This is a genomic window from Roseibium sp. SCP14 (genome assembly GCF_040329475.1).
In the GTDB taxonomy this organism is placed as follows: domain Bacteria; phylum Pseudomonadota; class Alphaproteobacteria; order Rhizobiales; family Stappiaceae; genus Roseibium.
The window spans coordinates 272,060-294,648 of the sequence record NZ_JBDZYH010000005.1 but is presented as its reverse complement, the minus strand read 5'-3'; the positions used below and the strand labels follow the sequence as shown (position 1 = coordinate 294,648).

19 protein-coding genes are annotated in these 22,589 nt (G+C 57.2%); 12 read left to right on the top strand and 7 right to left on the bottom strand.

Going from position 1 to position 22,589, the window contains the following annotated elements; all coding sequences use genetic code 11:
• The first annotated feature begins 381 nt into the window (after positions 1-381).
• The 11 genes from zapE (at position 382) to ABLQ08_RS21430 (ending at position 15,936) form a co-directional block, all read left to right on the top strand.
• Positions 382-1,539 carry a cell division protein ZapE gene (gene zapE, locus ABLQ08_RS21480; RefSeq protein ID WP_352946853.1) on the top strand — a complete coding sequence of 386 codons (1,158 nt, stop codon included), beginning with the start codon at positions 382-384 and terminating at the stop codon, positions 1,537-1,539.
• Positions 1,540-1,712: 173 nt separating this feature from the next.
• Positions 1,713-2,675: a malate dehydrogenase gene (gene mdh, locus ABLQ08_RS21475; protein ID WP_352946158.1), complete on the top strand. Its 963-nt coding sequence runs from the start codon at positions 1,713-1,715 to the stop codon at positions 2,673-2,675.
• Between the two features lie 72 nt (positions 2,676-2,747).
• Positions 2,748-3,941 (top strand): ADP-forming succinate--CoA ligase subunit beta, encoded by a 1,194-nt coding sequence (gene sucC, locus ABLQ08_RS21470; protein WP_352946156.1) that lies wholly within the window; start codon positions 2,748-2,750, stop codon positions 3,939-3,941.
• A gap of 335 nt (positions 3,942-4,276) precedes the next feature.
• Entirely contained in the window at positions 4,277-5,182 is a 906-nt protein-coding gene (gene sucD / locus ABLQ08_RS21465; RefSeq protein WP_352946153.1) for a succinate--CoA ligase subunit alpha, read from the top strand.
• Positions 5,183-5,387: 205 nt separating this feature from the next.
• The gene (locus ABLQ08_RS21460) at positions 5,388-8,375 is read left to right on the top strand and encodes a 2-oxoglutarate dehydrogenase E1 component (RefSeq protein ID WP_352946850.1); all 2,988 of its coding nucleotides are present in this window, start codon (positions 5,388-5,390) and stop codon (positions 8,373-8,375) included.
• A 63-nt stretch (positions 8,376-8,438) separates the two neighbouring features.
• Positions 8,439-9,950 (top strand): 2-oxoglutarate dehydrogenase complex dihydrolipoyllysine-residue succinyltransferase, encoded by a 1,512-nt coding sequence (gene odhB, locus ABLQ08_RS21455; RefSeq protein WP_352946150.1) that lies wholly within the window; start codon positions 8,439-8,441, stop codon positions 9,948-9,950.
• A 35-nt stretch (positions 9,951-9,985) separates the two neighbouring features.
• Entirely contained in the window at positions 9,986-10,600 is a 615-nt protein-coding gene (locus ABLQ08_RS21450) for a LysE family translocator (RefSeq protein WP_352946148.1), read from the top strand.
• Between the two features lie 45 nt (positions 10,601-10,645).
• Positions 10,646-12,064, top strand: coding sequence for a caspase family protein (locus ABLQ08_RS21445; RefSeq protein ID WP_352946146.1), 1,419 nt, complete (start codon positions 10,646-10,648; stop codon positions 12,062-12,064).
• A gap of 13 nt (positions 12,065-12,077) precedes the next feature.
• Positions 12,078-12,836 carry an SDR family oxidoreductase gene (locus ABLQ08_RS21440; RefSeq protein ID WP_352946143.1) on the top strand — a complete coding sequence of 253 codons (759 nt, stop codon included), beginning with the start codon at positions 12,078-12,080 and terminating at the stop codon, positions 12,834-12,836.
• A 46-nt stretch (positions 12,837-12,882) separates the two neighbouring features.
• Positions 12,883-14,286, top strand: a complete 1,404-nt coding sequence (gene lpdA / locus ABLQ08_RS21435) for a dihydrolipoyl dehydrogenase (protein ID WP_352946140.1) — start codon at positions 12,883-12,885, stop codon at positions 14,284-14,286.
• Positions 14,287-14,394: 108 nt separating this feature from the next.
• On the top strand, positions 14,395-15,936 hold the full coding sequence (locus ABLQ08_RS21430; protein ID WP_352946137.1) for a hypothetical protein: 1,542 nt from the start codon (positions 14,395-14,397) through the stop codon (positions 15,934-15,936).
• Between the two features lie 57 nt (positions 15,937-15,993).
• Here ABLQ08_RS21430 and ABLQ08_RS21425 read toward each other — a convergent pair whose 3' ends face one another.
• From ABLQ08_RS21425 to ABLQ08_RS21405, 5 genes are all read right to left on the bottom strand, one after another.
• Positions 15,994-16,770, bottom strand: a complete 777-nt coding sequence (locus ABLQ08_RS21425; RefSeq protein ID WP_352946135.1) for a methyltransferase domain-containing protein — start codon at positions 16,768-16,770, stop codon at positions 15,994-15,996.
• 159 nt (positions 16,771-16,929) lie between these two features.
• Complete coding sequence (locus ABLQ08_RS21420; RefSeq protein WP_352946132.1) at positions 16,930-17,349, bottom strand: MerR family transcriptional regulator; 420 nt, start codon at positions 17,347-17,349, stop codon at positions 16,930-16,932.
• A gap of 110 nt (positions 17,350-17,459) precedes the next feature.
• Entirely contained in the window at positions 17,460-18,428 is a 969-nt protein-coding gene (locus ABLQ08_RS21415; RefSeq protein WP_352946130.1) for a metallophosphoesterase, read from the bottom strand.
• A 149-nt stretch (positions 18,429-18,577) separates the two neighbouring features.
• Positions 18,578-18,811 carry a hypothetical protein gene (locus tag ABLQ08_RS21410; protein WP_352946127.1) on the bottom strand — a complete coding sequence of 78 codons (234 nt, stop codon included), beginning with the start codon at positions 18,809-18,811 and terminating at the stop codon, positions 18,578-18,580.
• 110 nt (positions 18,812-18,921) lie between these two features.
• On the bottom strand, positions 18,922-19,326 hold the full coding sequence (locus ABLQ08_RS21405; RefSeq protein WP_352946124.1) for a serine/threonine protein kinase: 405 nt from the start codon (positions 19,324-19,326) through the stop codon (positions 18,922-18,924).
• Between the two features lie 157 nt (positions 19,327-19,483).
• Here ABLQ08_RS21405 and ABLQ08_RS21400 point away from each other — a divergent pair, with 157 nt between their 5' ends.
• Complete coding sequence (locus ABLQ08_RS21400; RefSeq protein WP_352946123.1) at positions 19,484-19,987, top strand: GNAT family N-acetyltransferase; 504 nt, start codon at positions 19,484-19,486, stop codon at positions 19,985-19,987.
• Between the two features lie 9 nt (positions 19,988-19,996).
• On the opposite strand, the gene ABLQ08_RS21395 is transcribed toward ABLQ08_RS21400, so the two are convergent.
• Positions 19,997-20,929, bottom strand: a complete 933-nt coding sequence (locus tag ABLQ08_RS21395) for a tyrosine recombinase XerC (RefSeq protein ID WP_352946120.1) — start codon at positions 20,927-20,929, stop codon at positions 19,997-19,999.
• 110 nt (positions 20,930-21,039) lie between these two features.
• Entirely contained in the window at positions 21,040-22,365 is a 1,326-nt protein-coding gene (locus ABLQ08_RS21390; protein ID WP_352946117.1) for a DUF1835 domain-containing protein, read from the bottom strand.
• Positions 22,366-22,589: the final 224 nt, after the last annotated feature.

Sequence of the window (22,589 nt, the reverse complement as noted above, 5' to 3'; positions counted from 1 at the left end):
CAAGACGGGAGCTGACCGGAAGCGGTGAATTCTCACGGCATCAGCACAACGCCGGTATGCGTTATGGGCTTGACCACAACTGCTGGCATGGAGGTCGGTCCGATGCTGTTCAAGTGCGAGGAAAACGTCTCTCGCAAGAGCTGCAGGTTTTGAATCAGCTTATCCGTTCGGTCTCTCAGGAAACGTCATGGGCAACAAGTTCAATTGCCATGTCATGTGAAATCCTTAAGTTTCAAACGGTTGAAAAACGAATACGTGAACTCGGGTAACAGGTTCGAAACATATCATGACTTGCATCTGCGGCGTTTTGACCGTATTTCGCCGTGCAAATAACACCCTCGGGCCCCATGAGTCCTCATGGAGGGAGCAGCACCCTTGAGAATGGAACTGCCGGTCAACAGCGCATTGAAAGCCCGCTATGACACGCTTGTCGCGTCAGGCCAGATCAAAGAAGATCCCGTCCAGCGGGAAGCCGTGCGTCAGCTCGATCTTCTCAACACCCGATTGGCCGAAACACGTCTCGCATCCAAAAAGAGCTCACTCGGTTGGTTGTTTGCCAGCAAGAAAAACCAGCTTTGGGCGGCCGTTCAAGGCCTCTACATGTGGGGCGGTGTCGGACGCGGCAAGACGATGCTGATGGACCTCTTCTATGAGGTCACGGTGATCCGCAGGAAGAGGCGGGTCCACTTTCACGAGTTCATGAACGATGTGCATGAACGCATTCACGAACATCGTCAGGCACACAAGCGCGGAGAAGTGAAAGGGGATGATCCGATTCCCCCTGTCGCCGGCCAGATCGCAGATGAAACCCGGCTCCTGCTGTTTGACGAATTCTCCGTCACCGACATTGCCGATGCAATGATCCTGGGCCGGCTGTTCACACAATTGTTCGAGCGCGGTGTCATTGTGGTTGCAACGTCCAATGTCGAGCCCTCGAATCTTTACAAGGATGGCCTCAATCGGCAACTTTTCCTGCCGTTCATTCAGATGCTGACCTCGAAAGTGAAAGTGCTCCATCTGGACTCACCGACAGATTACCGGCTGGAAAAACTTGCCGGAGCACCAGTCTATGTCACGCCTCTTGGTGAGGAGGCCGATGCTCAAATGGATCGGATCTGGGTTAAACTTACTCACGACATGAAGCCGCATACGGAAGAGCTGGAAAACAAGGGTCGGAAAATCCATGTGCCCTGCGTTGCAGCTGGAGCGGCCCGTTTCACTTTCGAGGATCTGTGCATGCAGCCGCTCGGCGCCAGCGACTATCTGCGCATTGCCAATGCCTACAGCACAATCTTTTTGGATCATGTGCCGGTCATGTCGAAGGCGCGCCGCAACGAGGCCAAGCGCTTCATCACGCTGATAGACACACTTTACGATAACGGCATCAAGCTGGTCGTCTCTGCGGAAGCGGAGCCGACGTCGCTCTATGTAGCTGAAGAAGGTACCGAGGCGTTTGAGTTCGACCGGACGGCCTCGCGTTTGATCGAAATGCGGTCCGAAGCTTACCTGGCGGGTAACCATATAGGAGTACACGCATAGGTCTGCATTCCCTATAGGTGAATTATGCAGGCGGGAAGATTCGAGAAATTTTGCTTCCGTTTGGGCAATATTCTTTTGGCGAGGTTGCGCAGGCGGCACAAAGGGAGTAGTGCCATCTTCAGTCATCGGCGGATGGCACATGGTTCCATCTTACGTAAAGGGAAACTTTCGATATGGCACGGAACAAAATCGCCTTGATCGGCTCAGGTCAGATCGGCGGCACACTCGCTCATCTGGCAGGTTTGAAGGAACTGGGGGATATCGTCCTCTTCGATATCGCGGAAGGCATTCCGCAGGGCAAGGCACTCGATCTTGCAGAATCCTCCCCGGTTGACGGATTCGACTCCAACCTGTCCGGTGCCAACAGCTATGAAGCTATCGAAGGCGCAGACGTTGTCATCGTCACTGCCGGCGTGCCGCGTAAGCCGGGCATGAGCCGCGACGATCTTCTGGAAATCAACCTGAAGGTCATGGAGCAGGTCGGCGCCGGCATCGCCAAATACGCACCGAACGCATTTGTCATCTGCATCACCAACCCGCTCGACGCCATGGTCTGGGCATTGCAGAAATTCTCCGGCCTGCCGAAGAACAAGGTCGTCGGCATGGCTGGCGTTCTGGACAGCTCGCGCTTCCGCTATTTCCTGGCGGAAGAATTCAACGTTTCCGTTGAAGATGTCACCGCCTTCGTTCTGGGTGGTCATGGCGACACCATGGTTCCGCTGACCCGTTACTCCACCGTTGCAGGCATCCCACTTACCGATCTGGTCAAGATGGGCTGGTGCACCGCCGAGCGTCTTGAAGAAATCGTTCAGCGCACCCGTGATGGTGGCGCCGAGATCGTCGGTCTCCTGAAAACTGGTTCCGCGTTCTACGCCCCTGCAGCATCCGCCATCTCCATGGCCGAGAGCTACCTGCGTGACAAGAAGCGCGTCCTGCCATGTGCTGCCGCTCTTGATGGTCAGTACGGTCTGAAGGACACCTATGTCGGTGTTCCGGTCGTAATCGGTTCCGAAGGCGTTGAGCGCGTCATCGAAATCGACCTGCAGGGTGAAGAAAAAGCCAACTTCGAAAAGTCCGTCGCCGCAGTCGATGGTCTGGTTGAGGCTTGTAAGAAAATCCAGCCGGCGCTTGGCTAAGCCCAGGCATTCAGGAAATAGCAGCCGTTCCTTCCCGGCGAAGGAACGGTTCTCCGACAACGGGGGAAACACATGAACATTCATGAATACCAGGCCAAGGCCGTGCTGAAGGAATTCGGCGCTCCGGTGGCCGAAGGCGTCGCGATTTTTTCTGCCGACGAAGCTGAAGCAGCTGCAAAAAGCCTTCCGGGTCCGCTCTGGGTCGTAAAGTCCCAGATTCATGCCGGCGGCCGCGGAAAGGGCAAGTTCAAGGAACTGCCGGAAGACGCGAAAGGTGGCGTCCGTCTCGCTTTCTCTTTGGACGAAGTCACCGCACATGCCAAGGAAATGCTCGGCAACACCCTGGTCACCAAACAGACCGGTGAAGCAGGCAAGGTCGTCAATCGTCTCTACATCGAAGACGGCGCCGACATTGAGCGTGAGCTTTATCTCTCTATTCTGGTTGACCGCACCGTTGGCCGCCCGGCCTTTGTCGTTTCCACCGAAGGCGGCATGGACATCGAGGCAGTCGCCGAAGAAACACCGGAAAAGATCATCACTTTGCCGATTGATCCGGACACTGGTGTGACCGAAGCAGACGCCGACAAGCTTTGCGACGCCCTGGAACTTTCCGGCGCTGCGCGCGAAGACGGCAAGAAGCTGTTCCCGATCCTGCACAAGGCTTTTGTCGAAAAAGACATGGCGCTTCTGGAAGTGAACCCGCTGATCGTCATGAAGGACGGCCATCTGCGTGTTCTCGACGCCAAGGTCTCCTTCGACGGCAACGCGCTCTTCCGTCACGACGACATCATGGCCCTGCGTGACGAGACCGAAGAAGACGCCAAGGAAATCGAAGCGTCCAAGTATGACCTTGCCTACGTTGCCCTGGACGGCGACATCGGTTGCATGGTCAATGGCGCCGGCCTTGCCATGGCGACCATGGACATCATCAAGCTCTATGGTGCCGAGCCGGCCAACTTCCTCGATGTTGGTGGCGGCGCTTCCAAGGAGAAGGTGACCGCAGCATTCAAGATCATCACGTCCGACCCGAACGTGAAAGGCATCCTGGTCAACATCTTCGGCGGCATCATGCGCTGTGACGTGATCGCGGAAGGCGTGATCGCAGCTGTTCAGGAAGTCGGCCTGCAGGTTCCGCTCGTTGTCCGCCTCGAAGGCACCAACGTGGAACTCGGCAAGAAGATCATTAACGAAAGCGGTCTGAACGTGATCGCCGCCGACGATCTCGACGACGCCGCCCAGAAAATCGTGAAAGCGGTTAAAGGTTAAGCCCGGAGGTACGTCGGAACTTGGTTGGTGAGATCCTGCTGACTATTTCGGTTCTCTACAGCCCAGCAATCTTGACCGGTTTGGTTTTTGTTGCGGCAAGGGGAAACAGATGGGGCAGGTTTGAGACATGGGCAGCGTCGACAGTGATCGGGCTCGGATTCGTAAGCAGCGTCTTTTACTGGGCGTTGTTTTTCTCCACGGATCATGACGTAGCTCGGGCCATAACGGGGTTTGTCGCTCTACATCTCACCTTGGCCTGCGTGATTGCTTTGCTGATAACTCGCGCAGTTGCTTGGTTTCGAAAACGTGCCGCTAAAACGAAGGAAGTTTGACAAATGTCGATCCTCGTCAATAAAGACACGAAAATCATCGTTCAGGGCCTGACCGGCAAAACCGGTACGTTCCACACGGAACAGGCGCTCGAATATTACGGCACCAAGATGGTGGCCGGTGTGCACCCGAAAAAGGGTGGCGAGACCTGGGGCAGCGTTGAAAGCTCTGCTCAGCTGCCGATCTTTGCGAGCGTTGGCGAAGCCAAGGAAGCAACCGGTGCAGATGCATCCGTGATCTACGTTCCGCCGGCAGGCGCGGGCGCAGCGATCATCGAGGCGATCGATGCGGAAATCCCGTTCATCGTCTGCATCACCGAGGGCATTCCGGTGGCGGACATGGTCAAGGTCAAGCGTCGGCTGGAGAAGTCCAATTCCCGGCTGCTCGGCCCGAACTGCCCAGGCATCCTGACCCCTGAAGAATGCAAGATCGGCATCATGCCGGGTTCCATCTTCAAGAAGGGTTCTGTCGGTGTTGTTTCCCGTTCCGGTACGCTGACCTATGAAGCCGTCTTCCAGACGTCCAATGCAGGACTTGGTCAGACCACTGCCGTCGGCATTGGCGGCGACCCGGTCAAGGGCACCGAGTTCATCGACGTCCTGGAAATGTTCCTGGCCGATGACGAGACCCAGTCCATCATCATGATCGGTGAGATCGGTGGCTCTGCGGAAGAGGAAGCCGCTCAGTTCCTGAAGGACGAAGCCAAGAAAGGCCGTTCGAAGCCGATGGCCGGTTTCATCGCAGGCCGGACGGCTCCTCCGGGCCGCACCATGGGCCACGCCGGTGCCGTGATTTCCGGCGGCAAAGGTGGCGCGGAAGACAAGATCGCGGCCATGGAAGAGGCAGGCATCAAGGTGTCTCCTTCTCCGGCAAAGCTCGGCGAAACCCTTCTCGAAGTGTTGAAGCGCTAAAAGAGCAAGAAAATTTGCAGCAGGTGACGGAAACTGTTTACGTTTCCTGCTGCATGATGAAAGGATAGGTTACGGCGCGTCAGGTGCTGTGACTATTTTTCGAGGGGCCGGTGTTTGGGCACCGGTCTTTGTAGGGAACCGGCCGCGGGTCATATTCTCGGCCCGCCAAAACAAAAAGGGCGGAGCAAACCTCCGCTAGATGGACATGGCACGGCAGGAAGCGAACAACGTATTCGCACTGACGTCGTTGCTTTACGGCGCCAACGCAGCCTATATCGAAGACCTCTACGCACAGTACAAGACGAATCCGAACTCGGTTGAACCCGAGTGGCGGGACTTTTTCGCGGCCTTCCAGGACGAAAAAGAAGCTGTCTTGAAGGAAGCGCGCGGGGCACCGTGGAAACGCAAGGACTGGCCGATCGAGGCCAATGGCGATCTGGTCAATGCCTTTGACGGCAATTGGGCGCCGATCGAACAGAAGCTTGGCGACAAGCTGAAGAAGAAGGCGCAGGCCAAGGGTGAACCGGTTTCGGACACCGAGGTCCATCAGGCCACACGCGACTCGGTCCGGGCATTGATGATGATCCGTGCCTATCGCATGCGCGGTCACCTGCACGCCGATCTCGATCCGCTCGGGCTTGCAGGCAAGGGCGATCACGAAGAACTGCACCCGTCTTCCTACGGCTTTACCGAAGCCGACTGGGACCACAAGATCTTCATCGATCATGTCCTTGGTCTCGAATACGCCACCATCCGCGAGATGCTGGATATTCTGAAACGGACCTACTGCTCGACCCTTGGTGTCGAGTTCATGCACATTTCCGACCCGGCAGCAAAGGCCTGGATCCAGGAGCGTATCGAAGGACCGGACAAACAGGTTGCCTTCACCTCAGAGGGCAAGAAGGCGATCCTGAACAAGTTGATCGAATCCGAAGGCTTCGAGAAGTTTCTGGACGTCAAGTATACCGGCACGAAGCGTTTCGGTCTTGATGGCGGTGAAGCGCTGATCCCGGCGCTGGAGCAGATCATCAAGCGCGGCGGCCAAATGGGCTTGAAGGAAATCGTTCTGGGCATGGCGCACCGTGGCCGCCTGAACGTTTTGTCCCAGGTGATGGGCAAGCCGCACCGTGCCATCTTCCACGAATTCAAGGGTGGTTCCTACGCACCTGACGATGTGGAAGGTTCTGGAGATGTGAAGTACCACCTCGGTGCTTCTTCCGACCGGTCGTTCGACGGTAACGATGTTCACCTGTCGCTGACCGCTAACCCGTCTCACCTGGAAATCGTCAATCCGGTTGTGCTCGGCAAGTCCCGCGCCAAGCAGGATCAGCTTGCTGCCGATGAAAACGGCAATTTCATCGAGACCACCGAAATCGATCGCGGTACTGTTCTGCCGTTGCTTCTGCACGGTGATGCGGCCTTTGCCGGCCAAGGTGTGGTGGCGGAGTGTTTCGGTCTTTCCGCGCTGCGCGGTCACCGCACTGGTGGTTCCCTGCATGTGATCATCAACAACCAGATCGGTTTCACGACAAATCCGCGCTTCTCGCGCTCCTCGCCGTATCCGTCGGATATGGCGAAGGTGATCGAAGCGCCGATCTTCCACGTCAATGCCGACGATCCGGAAGCGGTTGTCTTTGCCGCCAAGATTGCGATCGAATTCCGTCAGACGTTCCAGCGACCGGTGGTCATCGACATGATCTGCTATCGCCGCTTCGGCCACAACGAGGGCGACGAGCCGGCGTTCACGCAGCCGATCATGTATCGCAAGATCCGCAAGCATGCGACGACCCTGCAGCTCTACTCCGAGCGCCTGATCAAGGAAGGTGTTCTGAGTCAGGAGGAAGTCGACCAGATGAAGGCCGACTGGCGCAAGCATCTGGATGGCGAGTTCGATTCTGGTCAGGCATTCAAGCCGAACAAGGCCGACTGGCTCGACGGCAAATGGGCCGGCATGAAACGGGCGGCCGATGAAGACGATCCGCGCCGCGGCAAGACCGGACTGCCTGTCAGCGAACTGAAGGAGATCGGCCGCGCTCTCACGCATGTGCCGGACGGCTTCAACATCCACCGCACGATTGCGCGCTTCATGAACCATCGCGAGCGCATGATCGAAACCGGTGAAGGCATCGACTGGGCAACCGCTGAAGCGCTGGCTTTCGCATCGCTCCTGAAAGAGGGCCACCCGGTTCGCCTGTCCGGTCAGGACTGTGAACGCGGCACGTTCTCGCAGCGCCATTCGGTTCTGTATGATCAGGAAGACGAAAGCCGGTACATCCCGCTGAACAACATCGCGCCTGGTCAGCAGCGCTACGAGGTCATCAACTCGATGCTCTCGGAAGAAGCGGTTCTCGGCTTTGAATATGGCTACTCGCTGGCAGAGCCGCGTGCCCTGACGCTCTGGGAAGCCCAGTTCGGCGACTTCGCCAATGGTGCCCAGGTCCTGTTTGACCAGTTCATCTGCTCTGGCGAGCGCAAGTGGCTGCGCATGTCAGGCCTCGTCTGCCTGTTGCCGCACGGCTATGAAGGTCAGGGGCCGGAACACTCGTCTGCCCGCCTGGAGCGGTATCTCCAGCTCTGCGCGGAAGACAACATGCAGGTAGCGAACTGCTCGACACCTGCCAACTACTTCCACATTCTGCGCCGCCAGCTGTGCCGGGATATCCGCAAGCCGCTGATCCTTATGACGCCGAAATCGCTTCTGCGTCACAAGAAGGCGGTCTCCAAGCTCGATGAGCTCGGCCCGGATTCAACTTTCCACCGTCTGCTGTGGGACGATGCCCAGATCAATCCGGCTTCCGAAACCAAACTGGTTTCAGATGACAAGATCAAACGCGTCGTCATGTGTTCGGGCAAGGTCTACTACGACCTTTACGAAGAACGCGAAAAGCGCGGCATCGATGATATCTACCTGATGCGAGTCGAGCAGCTCTATCCGTTCCCGAAAAAGGCTCTGATGATGGAGCTTGCGCGCTTCCCGCAGGCTGAAATGGTCTGGTGTCAGGAAGAGCCGAAGAACATGGGCAGCTGGTTCTTTGTCGAGTCCTACATCGAATGGGTTCTGGAACAGATCGACGCCAAGTATAAGCGCCCGCGCTACGCCGGCCGCTTGGCGATGGCCTCGACTGCGACCGGCTTGATGTCAGCGCATCTGGCGCAACTTCAGGCATTCCTTGAAGAGGCTCTTGGAAACTAATCAAGAGGGGGTCTTCAGACCCCCTTTCAAAATTTGGCCAGGTAATTTTAAGAGAAGGCGACCATGGCAACCGAAATTCGCGTGCCCACGCTGGGTGAATCCGTTTCTGAAGCAACAATTGCACAATGGTTCAAAAAACCGGGCGAGGCCGTCAATCAGGACGAACCGCTGGTGGAGTTGGAAACCGATAAGGTAACGGTCGAAGTGCCTTCTCCGGCAGCTGGTACCCTGGAAAGCATCGTGGTCAAGGAAGGCGACACCGTCGAAGTTGGCGCGCTGCTTGGTCAGATCGCCGAAGGTGCAGCCGCGGTAGCTGCACCGGCCGCCGCTGCTCCGGCGAAAGCAGAAGCCAAGTCCGATGCAAAGGCTGAACTCGTTGATGTCGTGACGCCAAGCGCCGGCGAATCCGTCACCGAAGCTGAAGTCGGTGAATGGAGCGTCAAGGTCGGCGACGTCGTCAAGACCGACGACACTCTTGTCGAACTGGAAACCGACAAGGCAGCTCAGGAAGTTCCGGCACCGGTCTCCGGTACCATTGTCAAGATCGCCGCTGAAACCGGGGCCACTGTCGAACCGGGTGTTCTGCTGTGTCAGATCGATCCGTCGGGCGCCGGCGCCGCAGCAGCTCCGGCCGCGGCAGCAGCTGCACCGGCTCCGGCTGCAACTCCGGCACCGTCCACATCCATGCCACCGGCTCCGTCCGCTCAGAAGATGATGGCGGAACACAATCTTGCAGCCGACCAGGTTGCCGGTTCCGGCAAGCGCGGACAGGTGCTCAAGGAAGATGTCATCAATGCAATCGCTTCCGGTGCAACGGCGGCTGCCGCGCCCGCTCCGGCACAGATAGCCCGTGGTCCGGTTGCTGCAGAAGACGAAGTTCGCGAAGAGCGCGTCCGTATGACCAAGCTGCGCCAGACAATTGCGCGCCGCCTGAAAGACGCCCAGAACACCGCAGCCATGCTGACCACTTACAACGAAGTGGACATGGGCCCGGTCATGGAGCTGCGCAAGCAGTACAAGGAGCTGTTCGAGAAGAAGCACGGCGTCAAGCTCGGCTTCATGGGCTTCTTTACGAAAGCCGTCACGCACGCCCTGAAGGAAATCCCGGCAGTGAACGCCGAGATCGACGGCACCGACATCATCTACAAGAACTTCTGCCACATCGGCGTCGCTGTCGGCACCGACAAGGGCCTTGTTGTTCCGGTCGTGCGGGATGCCGACCAGATGTCCATTGCTGAAATCGAACAGGAAATCGGCAATCTCGGCCGCAAGGCACGCGACGGCAAGCTTGGCATGGCCGATATGACCGGCGGCACCTTCACCATCTCCAACGGTGGTGTTTATGGCTCACTGATGTCGTCCCCGATCCTGAATGCGCCGCAATCCGGCATTCTGGGCATGCACAAGATCCAGGAACGCCCGATGGCGGTGAACGGACAGGTCGTGATCCGCCCGATGATGTATCTGGCGCTTTCCTATGACCACCGGATCGTCGACGGCAAGGAGGCCGTGACCTTCCTCGTGCGTGTCAAGGAAAGCCTGGAAGATCCGCAGCGCCTCGTCCTGGATCTCTGATCCGGCCAACGTGGCAATAGCGTAAGGGGGCGGGTATGAGCCTGGAATTTCTGATTACCGCGTTGGTCGTCGTGCTGGTTCCCGGAACCGGCGTGGTCTACACAGTGGCGGTTGGACTCGGCAAGGGGCGGCAAGCAGCGATTGCCGCCACCATTGGCTGTACCCTCGGGATCATTCCGGCCATTCTGGCCTCCGTTGTCGGGCTCGCGGCCCTGATGCATACCAGCGCCCTGATCTTTCAGGTCGTGAAATATGCCGGCGTCGCTTACCTGCTCTATCTGGCCTGGCAAACGCTGAAGGACAGCGGTCCTCTGGAGCTGAAAGCGGAAAAGGGTGCGCGCAAAAGCCTTTGGGCGACGGCGCGCACTGGTATTCTGATCAACATTCTCAACCCGAAGCTGACGGTCTTTTTTCTGGCGTTCCTGCCTCAGTTCGTCAGCCCGTCTGCTGCCAATCCGACATTCGACATGCTGATGCTGGGCGGCGTCTTCATGGCGATGACCTTTGTTGTATTTCTTGGCTACGGCCTCTTTGCCTCGCTGGTCGGGGAGAAGGTGCTGCAGAGTGAGCGGATGATGGTCTGGATGCGCAGAACCATCGCGGCGACATTCGCAGGGTTCGGTTTCCGGCTCGCGCTCGCGGAGCAGTAACACCCGCGCAGCGGATCAAGGGCGAACTTGGGAAAGGAAAAGAGAATGAGCGCGATGAAACGCTCCTTTCTGACAGTTCTTTTCCTGATCGTGTCGGTATTTGGTCTGGCATCCGCCGCGGTTTCAGAGCAGCAGCGTACAGCGCTTGTAATCGGCAATGCCGGCTACGCTTTCGCACCGCTTGCCAATCCCGTCAACGATGCGGTTGCCATCGCCAAGGCACTTGATAGCGCCGGTTTCAACGTCATCCTGCAAACCGATGTCAGTCGCGACGGAATGCTGGAAGCCTTGCAGGCATTTGGTGATCGACTGAAGGCGGACAACAGCATCGGCATGTTCTATTTCGCCGGCCATGGCATTCAGATCCAGGGGGAGAACTATCTTCTGCCGCTTGGTGAGGATTTTCCCGACGAGGAAACGGTCAGAACGAAGTCGTTTGCGGTCAGCGAAGCGGTTGATCTGATGAGTTCTTCCCATGACGGGCTCAACATCGTCGTTCTGGATGCATGCCGCAACAATCCGCTTACGGGTGACAGCCAGGGGCTTTCGCGCATTGATAGCAGTGCGCGCCTCTTCGTGTCCTATTCGACATCGCCGGGAGCGGTTGCTTCGGACGGTAAGGGTGTGAACAGTCCCTATACGAAGCATCTTGCAGACGCGATCAAGACACCGGCGCTGAGTCTGGAGGAAACCTTCAAGCGAACTCTGAAGGGTGTCTATCAGGATACAAGCGGCGAGCAGACGCCCTGGATATCGTCTTCCTTTTTCGGTGACTTCATGTTTCTGGCCGGTGAGGGAGACAGCGCGGGCGTGCGCCCGGCGCAGGTTGCCGCTTCGTCCTCAATCGGCAGGGTGCTTGCCGAAAGTCTTGCCCGCAACGGACCGGCGCGGCGCATTTCGGGAGTTTATCGGGTTGCCGGGTCGAACCCTGACGGTTCCGGCTATTCCGGCATGCTCTCGATCACCCCGGATGGTCGCAAGGTTCACTTTACCTGGTGGATTGGCGACGATGTGTTCACCGGAGTGGGAGAGTTCGCCGGTCGCATGCTTGTGGTCAACTGGGGCGACAAGCACCCGGTTGTCTATACGTTTGAAGGCGAAAAGATCCTCGATGGCGAATGGGCAGACGGCTCGGCGACCGAAAGGCTGACGCTGTATTCGCGCTCCGCCCAGAAAAGCCTTGCGCTCCGCGAAGGTACTTACAGCGCAAAGGGTCGGAACCCGAACGGATCGAATTATGTCGGTACCGTCGATATTTCCCGCCAGGGCCGCAAGTTCACTCTTATCTGGCAGATCGGCGCCGACAGCTACAAAGGCATCGGAGCGCTTGACGGAAATGTGCTGACCGTGGACTGGGGCGATACGACACCGGTTGTCTACGCTTTGACCGGCAATGGCGATTTGCAGGGCCTCTGGTCCGGCGGTCGGGGCTCGGAGACCTTGCAATTCGTGAGCGGCAGATAGGAGACGATCTCAGGTGGCAGATACTGTAATTCTGGTGACTGGCGGGAGCCGGGGAATTGGCGCCGCAGCCAGCCGCAAGCTGGCTGGTCTTGGCCACACGGTGTTGGTCAATTACGCAGTCAACAGGGCGGCCGCAGACGCTGTTGTCGGCGAGATCGAGGCCGATGGTGGCCGGGCGGTCGCCGTGCAGGGCGATGTCCAGCACGAGGCGGAAGTGCTGAAACTGTTCGGTGAAGCCGACAGGCTCGGTCGTCTGGTTGGTCTGGTGAACAATGCCGGGGTGGTTGATCATGCGCAACGGGTCGACGAAATGACCGTCGACCGTCTCACCAGGATGTTTTCCATCAATCTGGTCGGGACATTTCTGTGTGCCCGTGAAGCCGTCAAACGCATGTCGACCAGACATGGCGGCAAAGGCGGAGTGATCGTCAATCTGGGGTCGGCCGGGTCCAAGCTTGGATCTCCGGGGCAATATGTCGACTACGCGGCATCCAAAGGTGCGATCGACACGATGACCGTCGGCCTTGCGCTTGAAGTCGCGGATGAGGGCGTTCGAGTCAATGCGGTTCGCCCAGGCATCATCGATACTGAAATTCATGCATCCGGCGGCATCCCCGACCGGGTGGCTCAACTGCAATCCAAACTGCCGATGAAACGCGCGGGCACCGCAGATGAAGTGGCCGAAGCAATTCTTTGGCTCATGTCCGACCAATCCAGCTACACGACCGGAGCCATTCTGGACGTGTCCGGAGGCCGGGCAATCCTACCATGATCCAGCAATCTGGACTTTAAACTGAAAGAGGCAAAGGCGACCCAAAATGTCCCAATATGATCTTGTCGTCATCGGAACCGGCCCGGGGGGCTATGTTTGTGCGATCAAGGCGGCTCAACTCGGTCTGAAAACCGCAGTCGTCGAAAAACGCGCAACGCTAGGCGGGACCTGCCTCAATATTGGCTGTATCCCGTCCAAAGCGCTGTTGCACGCTTCTGAAATGTTTGAAGAGGCAGGGCACGGCCTGGAGAAGATCGGTGTCAAGGTTTCCAAGCCGAAACTCGACCTTCCGGGCATGATGAAGCACAAGGGCGATGTCGTGGATGCCAACGTCAACGGCGTTGCCTTCCTGATGAAGAAGAACAAGATCGACGTTCATACCGGCACGGGCAAGATCCTCGGCCAGGGTAAGGTCGAAGTGACCGCCGAAGATGGGGCGGCGACTGTTCTGGATACGAAGAACATCGTGATCGCCACCGGTTCCGACGTCATGCCTCTGCCGGGTGTCGAGATCGATGAAAAGCAGATCGTCTCTTCTACCGGAGCTCTCGAACTCGACAAGGTACCGGGCAAGCTGGTCGTCGTGGGCGGTGGTGTGATCGGCCTGGAGCTGGGTTCTGTCTGGAACCGTCTCGGCTCCGAAGTCACAGTTGTCGAATTCATGGACAAGATTCTCGGCCCGATGGACGGCGACATTTCCAAGAACTTCCAGCGCATGCTGAAGAAGCAGGGCATGACCTTCAAACTGTCGTCGAAGGTCACGGGTGTTGAGAAGAAGGGCAAAGGCCTGGCTGTGACCGTTGAACCTGCAAAGGGCGGCGATGCTCAGATCATCGAAGCCGATATCGTGCTGGTCGCCATCGGCCGACGTCCATACACCGAGGGACTTGGTCTCGATACGGCCGGTGTTCAGATGGATGACCGTGGCCGCGTTCGGATCGATGCGCACTACAAGACCAACGTCGACGGTATCTATGCGATCGGCGATGTGGTCGACGGACCGATGCTGGCGCACAAGGCAGAAGACGAAGGCGTTGCCGTTGCCGAGATCCTGGCCGGACAAGCTGGTCACGTGAACTACGATGTCATTCCGGGCGTCGTCTATACCCAGCCGGAAGTCGCCTCCGTTGGCAAAACGGAAGAAGAACTGAAGGCTGCCGGCATCGAGTACAAGACCGGCAAGTTCAACTTCTCCGCTAATGGCCGGGCCCGTGCGATGAACCACACGGAAGGATTTGCGAAAGTACTGGCAGACGCCAAGACCGACCGGGTTCTGGGTGTCCATATTGTTGGCTTCGGTGCAGGCGAAATGATTCACGAAGGAGCCGTGCTGATGGAGTTCGGCGGATCCGCCGAAGATCTAGCGCGGACCTGCCATGCGCACCCGACTATGTCGGAAGCCATCAAGGAAGCCGCACTCGGCGCATTTGCAAAGCCTATCCACTCGTAAACGGCATGCAGGTCCGTTCAATCGGGCTTACGAAACGAAAACAGTTGGAAGCCGGGAGCTCTTGAGACATAAGAGCCTCCGGCTTTTTCATTGTCGTTGAGGTGTATCTTGAACCAGGCAGAGACAGTAAACGGCACCCCGCGCGCGCTTTCAGCGGCATGGATCCTGTTGATTGCCGGACTAATCCTGCCATTGCTTTGCGGTCTGATCTTCTTTTGGCCGGAACATACGATTGCAAATGTCGATGACCTGTTCTTCGTTCCCTGGGCGATGGAGTTCGCCGAGAGCGGGCGGCATTCGAATTCCCTGCTTGCAGTGCAGTTTCCCGGCCTGGAAAACTATCATTTGCAGCCGCGACTGCATCTTATCCTTGCGGGCTTGTTCTTCGGTGCCGCCGGCACCGATACCACTTCACTCGTCCTGTTCGAGTTTCTTTGTTACGCGCTGACGAGCCTGATTTTTGTTCTCATCTGTCTGAAACTCAATCTGAGACTGGCAGCGCTGTTCACGCCTTTGATCTTTGCGCCTATGTATGTGGTCGCCGGGTTTCGTCTGGAATTGACCGGTGCGCTGATCTGGGTGCTGGGGCTCCTTGTATCTCTACCGCTATTGATCAAGGCAGTCGCCGGAGAGCGCGGACGGGCGAGGAGCACCACCGCTTGCAGCATCTTCGGGAAAGTCCTGCTTGGCGTTGCTCCGCTTGCGGCTCCGGCGATTTTTGCCTGGAGCCTCGGTGCAATCGCGGTGCTGGAGATCTGGCGGCTGCTGTCGCGCCAGGCAGGCATCCTGAGAATATTGAGTGAAGGCCTTGCGGCGCTCTGCCTGTCGTTGATTGTTTTTGCTGTCTCGATCAATTTTGAGTTTGCTGAATTTCTCAACCAGTTCACCTATCACGCCAGCCGATCGACGGGAGGTGGCTTCAACGATGAAGCCATCGTCCGAGCTGTTCTGTTTGCCGCCGCCGCAACTGTTCTGTTTCGAAAGGCCCGGGTTGTTGCGGCTCTTTGCGCAATGCTCGCGGCTGGTCAGTTTCTGGCGGCGTTCCTTCATGACAAGGCCCTGATCCGCAATCTTGCGGCGTCCATGGTGTTTCTGGTTGCACTCGACGCGGCGCTTGCAGTTCGGTGGAACAAGGCCAAGTCCGCCCTCTACGGTGTTCTGTTTCTTGTCCTTTCCATCAACTTTTTCAGTTTCTATCTGTTTTCCGAAGATCAGCATAACCGGGGCCAGGTTGTTGATGCCTATCTGCAGGATGTGGAAGCGGGCAAGCGTGTGTTTGTCGATGAAACGATGGCCCAGCATTACCTGGATCAAAAGACCGGGGGCGCCTTGTCCTGGACGTGGGGCGGGACATTTCCAAAGGGGCGGGCAACCAGTCTGGAGGATCTTCAAGAGGGAGACGTCTGGTTCGTCAGCGAGTACACGTTGCTGGGATATCTGAAAGGGCGGCACGACGTTGCCCGCAGGGTGTGGTCGAAACCGGATTACCAGAGAGTGCCGCAGATACCGTGCGTGCTTGGCCGCCATTCCTGTAATCTTCCCACAGAACGCTGGAAGATCATGAGGCTGGAGCGCGAAAACGGGAATGTGCTTATCCGGGAGTTCGGCGAAAGTGTTGAAGAGCGGCAACTGGAGGGCAGAGAGAGCTGACGCCGACCAGTTCCAAGGTCACATCAACGCCGTGCCCGCGTGTCTTTGAGTGCCTGGCTAGTGCTTCCTGGCCATGATGACGAAATGAGTGATTGAGAAGAAAAACCGTCCGGCCTCTGCGAGCTCGGTCTGCTCGTCCGCCCAATCGGAAGCTTCATTCTCGGAAATCAGGCCTTTCTTGACAACGAAGGGCTTGATGAGATGGATCATCATGTTTGAAAGCCCGTCCGGGCGAAGCTCGGCGTCACTGAAAGGGATCGGGATTATCTCTTCCACCTGAAAGCCGGCGCCTCGCAACACAGGTGGCAGAACGGCAGGTATGCACCGCTCCACCAAATGGTGATCCCAGGCGTCCAGCACTTTGCGCATACGTTCCGGATGATCACTGAACCAGGCGATCGTATCCCAATGCATGTCCCCGACCACCAGCCGGCCACCGGGTTTCAGGATCCTGGCTGCCTCCGAGACCGCTGCCGGGAGGTCGTCGAGATATTCAAACACCTGTAACGACACCGCATTGTCAATCGAGCCTGTTTCAAGAGGCAGATCGGTTGCTGTCCCGTCCAGGATTTCGACATTGGTGAAGTCCTCGCAGCGGTTCTTGGCGGCAAGGCGCATGTCTTCGCTCGGGTCGACGCCGTAGACCTGGCCGCCATCGCCGATCGTACGCGACAGCTCGAGCGTAAGCATCCCGTTACCGCAACCGATATCGGCAATTGCATCTCCCGGCTTCGGACGAAGTGCATCAAAAGAGGCACGCCTCCGCCGTGAGAAGTCCGATCCCTGATAGGAAATTTCCAGAAGTTTTGCTGTTCGTGCGCCGAATCTAAGCATTTGTGCCTCGACAGGTATTAGGGGCAGTCCAAAAAAACCACCGTAACATCGTCGACCTTCGCCAAGCCAATTTCGCAATCCGTGATATTGCGCTCGTCCGGCAAAGGCGAACGGGCCGGATCACTGATCACCTCGAAAGAACGGCTGAGTAAAGAGCCGCTAGTGATCTTCCTGACACAGGCTGTGATCGCCGAATGCCTTGAGGACATTGCATTCGGTTACGGTATGGCTGCCTTGGCAACTTGTTGCAATCCGTTCAAGTTCAGCTTCCAGCTTTTTCAAATGAGCAATGCGCAGCCGCACTTCCGCTAGCTGAGTTCCGGCGATCTGATCCGCCTGTTCGCAAGGACTGTCCGGATGCTGGCTGAGTTCGATCAGATCGCGGATCGCCGGCATGGGCAGACCGAGATCCCGGCAGTGCTTGATGAAGCCAAGCCGGTCAAGTTCCGAAGCATGGTATCGGCGTTGGTTGCCCTCTGTCCGCAGTGGCGCCTCAAGGAGCCCCTCTTTTTCATAGTAACGGATGGTTGGCACCTTGACGCCGGTCCGTTTCGACAACTCGCCAATCGAATAGTCCATGACTGGTCCTCAAAATCTATAGCTTCTATAGATATAGTGAGGTGGCCGAATGTGCAATCGAAGCGATCAGTACTCCGGGAATTCGTTTGCGAGATACACTGCAACCAGTATCAGGCCACTTGGGCAGACGGGTTATCTCCCAGATGGACAACGGTGATTTCCGGAGGAACGCCAAAGCGGACCGGGACGATTGAACAGCCCAGCCCTCCGGACACAACAAGGTGACGCGGTTCAATCGACAGGCTTAGATGGCGGGCCATTGTCGTTCCACCGGTTTCAATGATATGGCCGTAGGCATAGCTTTTTCCATGCTTTGCGGGAAAGGCCGGTTTATAACCAAACCAGTTGATCTGACCGCCATGGGTATGTCCGCTGAGCGTCAGGCTGACCCGCGAAGGCACTTCACCGATGATGTCCGGTTCGTGCGCCATCAACAATACCGGTGCGTCATCTGTCACCTGATTCAGGGTGCCGGGCAAATCGTCGAGACCGCGCCAGCGATAGCGCTTCAACCTGTGAACAGGCCTTAGTGCGATCTGGTCATCCAGGCCGGCCAGCCAGAAAACCCTGCCGTCCTTTTCCAACCTTGCGGCGCGGTTCTGATAAAGCTCGATCCCGGCGTTGATCAGGGCCTGGCCATATTTGGTCGGTCCCTTGCCTGTTACTTGTGCTTCCCTGTCATCCCACCAGTCGTGATTGCCCAAGATGGCATGTGTTCCGAGTGGAGCGGACAGGTCTCCGAAGATATCCGCCCATCTTTGCGGTGGGATCGGATCGTACTGCCATTTGTGACTGGCCACATAGTCGCCGAGCATCAGGATGATGTCGGGTTTGAGCGCGTTGGTACGCTCCACGATGAAACGGACGCGGTCAAGGTTCATCCACGGGTCGCAAATATGCGGATCGGCGATCAGGGCCGCTTTCAACTTCAGGTCCTTTGGCCAGCGTGGTGGCGTCAGGTGATAGCGTTGAATGCGCAGGCGAAACGGTTCAACGCCGATTGCGTAAGCCGGAGCCGAAATCGCAGCAAGCCCTGCAAGTCCGAGACTTTTCAAGAAAAACCGTCTGGAAAATTTCAAGCAAGACCCCCAATCTGAAATCGTTGCGGTTTGAAACAGGAATTTTCGCGTCCTGTTGAGGTCTTAAAGAGGCAGATTTTTGCAGATTTTGTGCAAACAATAAACCCGCCGCGAGCGACGGGTTTAAACTTCTTGAATTTGGCCGCCGCTTATTCGGCCGGCTTTTCAACCGGGACCGGCAGAGGCGATACCTCCAGCAACACGTCGTCGCTCAGGTCATTCGTTGCCAGCGAGATATCCGCACCGGTTTGCGGCACTTCACTAACGTCGGCAACGGTCATCTGCTGCGAATCCGCAGATTTGCTCCAGGAGCAGGCACTTGCCGGTGCAATGAGAAAGGCAATCAGGGCAAGGGCGCTAAACAGAATGCTCATCAGGCGCATGGATACCCTCCGTTCGTTTCCAATCCGAAACTCAGATCACTTACGTACGGTAATGCATTGCTCCGATCTGGCAAGAAAAAACGACGCTGGTGGGCTGTATCCTTGATGCTTCATTTTCTTTGCAGGTTATAGGTTTTTTCGGTACGCGGTGAGGACTGATCGTTGACCACGTTGATGACATGCGTGTCGAGAAGATCGCCGAACGCCCGCAAAGTGATCTGTTTGCTGCTTAAAAAACCGACCAGTAGCACCTGGATCGCGCCGTCGGAGCGCAATTCAGCCTTGGTCCAGCCCCACTTGCAATCTCGTGGAACACATGAGGTGAAGGCACGAACGCGGACAAAGACCTGCTCGTTCTCACAGCGGCTTTCAATCTCGATCCGGCTGATTTCCTTCGGCTCGGCATCCGGATTGACCCAGACCCCGTCCTCGGGAATCGGGCAGTAAATGCGTTGGGCGAGGGAAGGCGTGCAAAACACAAGCAGGAAGCCGACAGCAAGGATCATCAGACGCATTCGAATCTCTCCATTCGGACCAGACGCAAACTTTGAACTGGCGGCAAATTTGTTGTTGCAAATCAACCTAGTCGATTGAGGGAGGCACTGCCAGAAATGACTGGCGCTATACTGAACAACTTCTTCGATTCTTTTCCAGCCGAAACAGGAAACGGGCATGCATTCACTCACCACGGAGCGGTATACGCTGCAACCTCCGCAGACCAGAGACTTTGCACTTTACAAAGGTTTCTATGCCGATGGTGAGGCCTCGCGGTTTTACGGGGGACCCTTGCGTGAAGATCAGGCGTGGCGTGTCCTGGCGGGTCATCTCGGTCATTGGCAGTTGCGCGGTTACGGCATGTGGGTGATCCGAGACAAAATCAGCAACGAAGCTCTGGGCGGGTGCGGTTTTGTCTGGCCTCAGGGTTGGCCGAGAAGGGAGCTTACCTGGTGGCTGCTTCCGGAAGCGCGTGGCAAGGGCGTTGCGGTAGAAGTTTCAAGGACGGCTATCCGACACGCTTATGAGGAATACGGTTGGCCGCTTGTTGAAACGCATATGAATGATGACAACGCGGCGGCTCGCGGGCTGGTTCAGAAACTGGGAGGCAGGCAGATTGCCCGGGAGAAATTTCCGGACGGACTTGTGCGATCAGTCTACGAATTGCCGCGACGGAGATGATTTTGCCACTTATCCGCGCGGATGGGCCTTGTCGTATGCCGAGAGCAGATGCGTACTGTCTATCTCAGTATAGATCTGAGTGGATGCAAGGCTCGCATGCCCAAGCAGTTCCTGGATCGTCCTGAGGTCACCGCCGCCTGCCAGCAAGTGCGTTGCAAAGGAATGACGCAATGCATGCGGCGTTGCGCTGTCCGGCAGGCCCAGAGCACTGCGCAGCTTTTGCATGGCCAGTTGAATCATTCGGGGATTGAGCGGTCCGCCTCGCGCACCCAGGAACAGTGGGCCTTCAGGGGTAATCGCAAAGGGGCAGAGTTTCAGATAGAGGTCCACCGCCTGGCAGACCGCGGGCAAGATAGGGACAATCCGTTCCTTTCGGCCCTTGCCGATAATGCGCAAGGTCTTGGCACCTGCATTCGGAGCCATGCCGCCGGTTAGAGACAGCGCTTCCGATATCCGCAGGCCGCATCCGTAAAGCAATGTCAGCACGGCGGCGTTTCGGGCTTCAATCCACGCCTCGCTTTCCATCGCCAGATCGCCGCTGGTAATGTCGATGGCATCCTGCGATGAAACGGGTTTGGGCAATGAACGGGATTGACGCGGAGGGCGAACCGCGTCCGAAGCCGCTGCATTTATTTCCCCCTGTCGTTCCAGAAATTTCAGGAACGAACGAATTCCGGCCAGACCGCGCGCAAGTGAGCGGCTTTGAACGCCCTGACGGCGGCGATAGGCCAGAAAACCACGAAAATCGGCAGGCCGAAGTGCAGCGATATCCTTCACGGCCGGTGCACCGCCGAGGTGGCCGGTCAGGAAACGCAGGAACTGACGAAGATCCCGCTCATAGGCGAGCAGGGTCTTGTCGGACAGACGGCGTTCGTCTGAAAGGTGATCCAGCCAGTTGTCGAGTCGCCGGTTGAGATCCGGTTGGGCCGTGACGAGCAACATTTCGCTATTATCTGTTTGGGCACACATGACCCCAGTGTGCCTCATGTGTGCCTATGCTTTCTTAACGGCGCCGTCTTTCCCGCAAAGAGAAAGATTTCAATTGCCCCTGGTCAACTTGAATTGCCGGATGTTGCCGTTCCTGCAGCAACCGGACACCTTCTGACCTTGTCCCACCTCCAGTCGGGATTGCCGAAGCAGTCGATGCCGCCGTGTTGTCTTTTGCGTGGGCTGAAGTCCTTCCAATCCGCTTTGCCTTGCAAGAGCAGTTCACCTGCTTCAGTCAGTGCAAACTCGGCCTTGCCCCAGTCGTCCTGGTCCAGGCTGACTGTCTCGCTTGTCAGGGCTGGTTGGCCAGCGTCCCGCAGCCGGAGCAGAGTTCCAAGAAACATCAGGTCTCCGTGGTAGGGAAGGGGATCACGCTTCATCAAGAACTCTCTGAAGATCCCGGCCCAAGAAAGCGGACCGTCCTTGAGAATGTCCAAAATGGTGTGTTCAGTGAAGGACAAGCCGTTTTCGACAGAAGGCAGTTCGGCCAGATACCGCAATATCGATCCGCTCAGATAGGGCAGCGATTTGGATTGGCTTGCAATTTCAAACAAGGGCAATGGAGATGGTGCGCTAAGCGCGTTCCAGGTATCGGATGCCGTGGCATAGGCTGATGCGCTGACCGGTTGACGTTGGTCATACGTGTAGCGAAGGGCTGCTGGTGACAGTTGGCCGATCCCGATGAATTTCTCGATCCCCGGAAATCTGTCGAGGCTGACCAACTCGACTTTTCGTCTGTCCGCACCGGTTTGTCTGAGAACGGCAAGACATCTTGCCAAAAGGAGCTGATCGTAGGGATCGTGTTCGAACCAGAGAACGATCCGGCCGTGATTGCCCGCATTGGACAAAAGCGTATCGGCACTTTTTAGAACTTCAAGCGTTTCCTCAAAAATTTCGCCCGGGTATTCGCTCGCGATGAACTCGGCACGAACCTTTTGCGCCTCTTTGCCGGATTTGACCGGACCCTGGCAGATCGGATCGGCGAACATCAGAAAATCACCGGCAAAGCCCGCTCGCTTCAGGGCGGTTTCAATGTCGTTGCCACACCGGATGTGCAACGTCGGAAGATCCGCATCCGGTGCGGTGGAGGCCTGTTCGATGGCAGTCTTGGCAATGTCCATCTGCTGGACATGCTTTTTCAGGGCAGGCCAGCTTGGGAGCCCGGCCTCGCGTGCAAGCGTCAGCTGGGCATCGGACAGTTTCAAGGAGGATAGTTCCAGTTGGTCGAAGCGGGGATGGTGCACCTTCAATCTGTCAATGGAGGTCTTGCATCCCTCCCGAACGGCGTTGCGCAACTCTTTTGCGAATCGCCTTTGGCGCTCGAGATCGAGCGAAAGATCGGTGGAGCTTAACAGCGGAAGGGTTTGCGCGTCGCGCATTTGATTGGTCATGATGACTCCCGGGCTCGGATATTATCCAGCGTCCGCATCTCCGGATCGAGCGGGTGTCGAATGTCTTCAGCACCTTGGGTGCTGTTGATTGCGAGCGTGGAAACCTTTCCGCGGACCGGAGGCCTCGCCCGGAGACCAACCGCAGAATAATGGCGTCTGACTTGATTCGGCAAGCTGGATACAAAAACGGCCCGGAAGTCCGGGCCGTCTCTGCAGTCATGAAA

Bases quoted from the DNA above. Each gene is read 5' to 3' on its own strand.
- zapE (WP_352946853.1), top strand. From the start codon at position 382: ATGGAACTGCCGGTCAACAGCGCATTGAAAGCCCGCTATGACACGCTT.
- mdh (WP_352946158.1), top strand. From the start codon at position 1,713: ATGGCACGGAACAAAATCGCCTTGATCGGCTCAGGTCAGATCGGCGGC.
- sucC (WP_352946156.1), top strand. From the start codon at position 2,748: ATGAACATTCATGAATACCAGGCCAAGGCCGTGCTGAAGGAATTCGGC.
- sucD (WP_352946153.1), top strand. From the start codon at position 4,277: ATGTCGATCCTCGTCAATAAAGACACGAAAATCATCGTTCAGGGCCTG.
- ABLQ08_RS21460 (WP_352946850.1), top strand. From the start codon at position 5,388: ATGGCACGGCAGGAAGCGAACAACGTATTCGCACTGACGTCGTTGCTT.
- odhB (WP_352946150.1), top strand. From the start codon at position 8,439: ATGGCAACCGAAATTCGCGTGCCCACGCTGGGTGAATCCGTTTCTGAA.
- ABLQ08_RS21450 (WP_352946148.1), top strand. From the start codon at position 9,986: ATGAGCCTGGAATTTCTGATTACCGCGTTGGTCGTCGTGCTGGTTCCC.
- ABLQ08_RS21445 (WP_352946146.1), top strand. From the start codon at position 10,646: ATGAGCGCGATGAAACGCTCCTTTCTGACAGTTCTTTTCCTGATCGTG.
- lpdA (WP_352946140.1), top strand. From the start codon at position 12,883: ATGTCCCAATATGATCTTGTCGTCATCGGAACCGGCCCGGGGGGCTAT.
- ABLQ08_RS21425 (WP_352946135.1), bottom strand. From the start codon at position 16,770: ATGCTTAGATTCGGCGCACGAACAGCAAAACTTCTGGAAATTTCCTAT.
- ABLQ08_RS21420 (WP_352946132.1), bottom strand. From the start codon at position 17,349: ATGGACTATTCGATTGGCGAGTTGTCGAAACGGACCGGCGTCAAGGTG.
- ABLQ08_RS21410 (WP_352946127.1), bottom strand. From the start codon at position 18,811: ATGCGCCTGATGAGCATTCTGTTTAGCGCCCTTGCCCTGATTGCCTTT.
- ABLQ08_RS21405 (WP_352946124.1), bottom strand. From the start codon at position 19,326: ATGCGTCTGATGATCCTTGCTGTCGGCTTCCTGCTTGTGTTTTGCACG.
- ABLQ08_RS21400 (WP_352946123.1), top strand. From the start codon at position 19,484: ATGCATTCACTCACCACGGAGCGGTATACGCTGCAACCTCCGCAGACC.
- ABLQ08_RS21395 (WP_352946120.1), bottom strand. From the start codon at position 20,929: ATGTTGCTCGTCACGGCCCAACCGGATCTCAACCGGCGACTCGACAAC.
- ABLQ08_RS21390 (WP_352946117.1), bottom strand. From the start codon at position 22,365: ATGACCAATCAAATGCGCGACGCGCAAACCCTTCCGCTGTTAAGCTCC.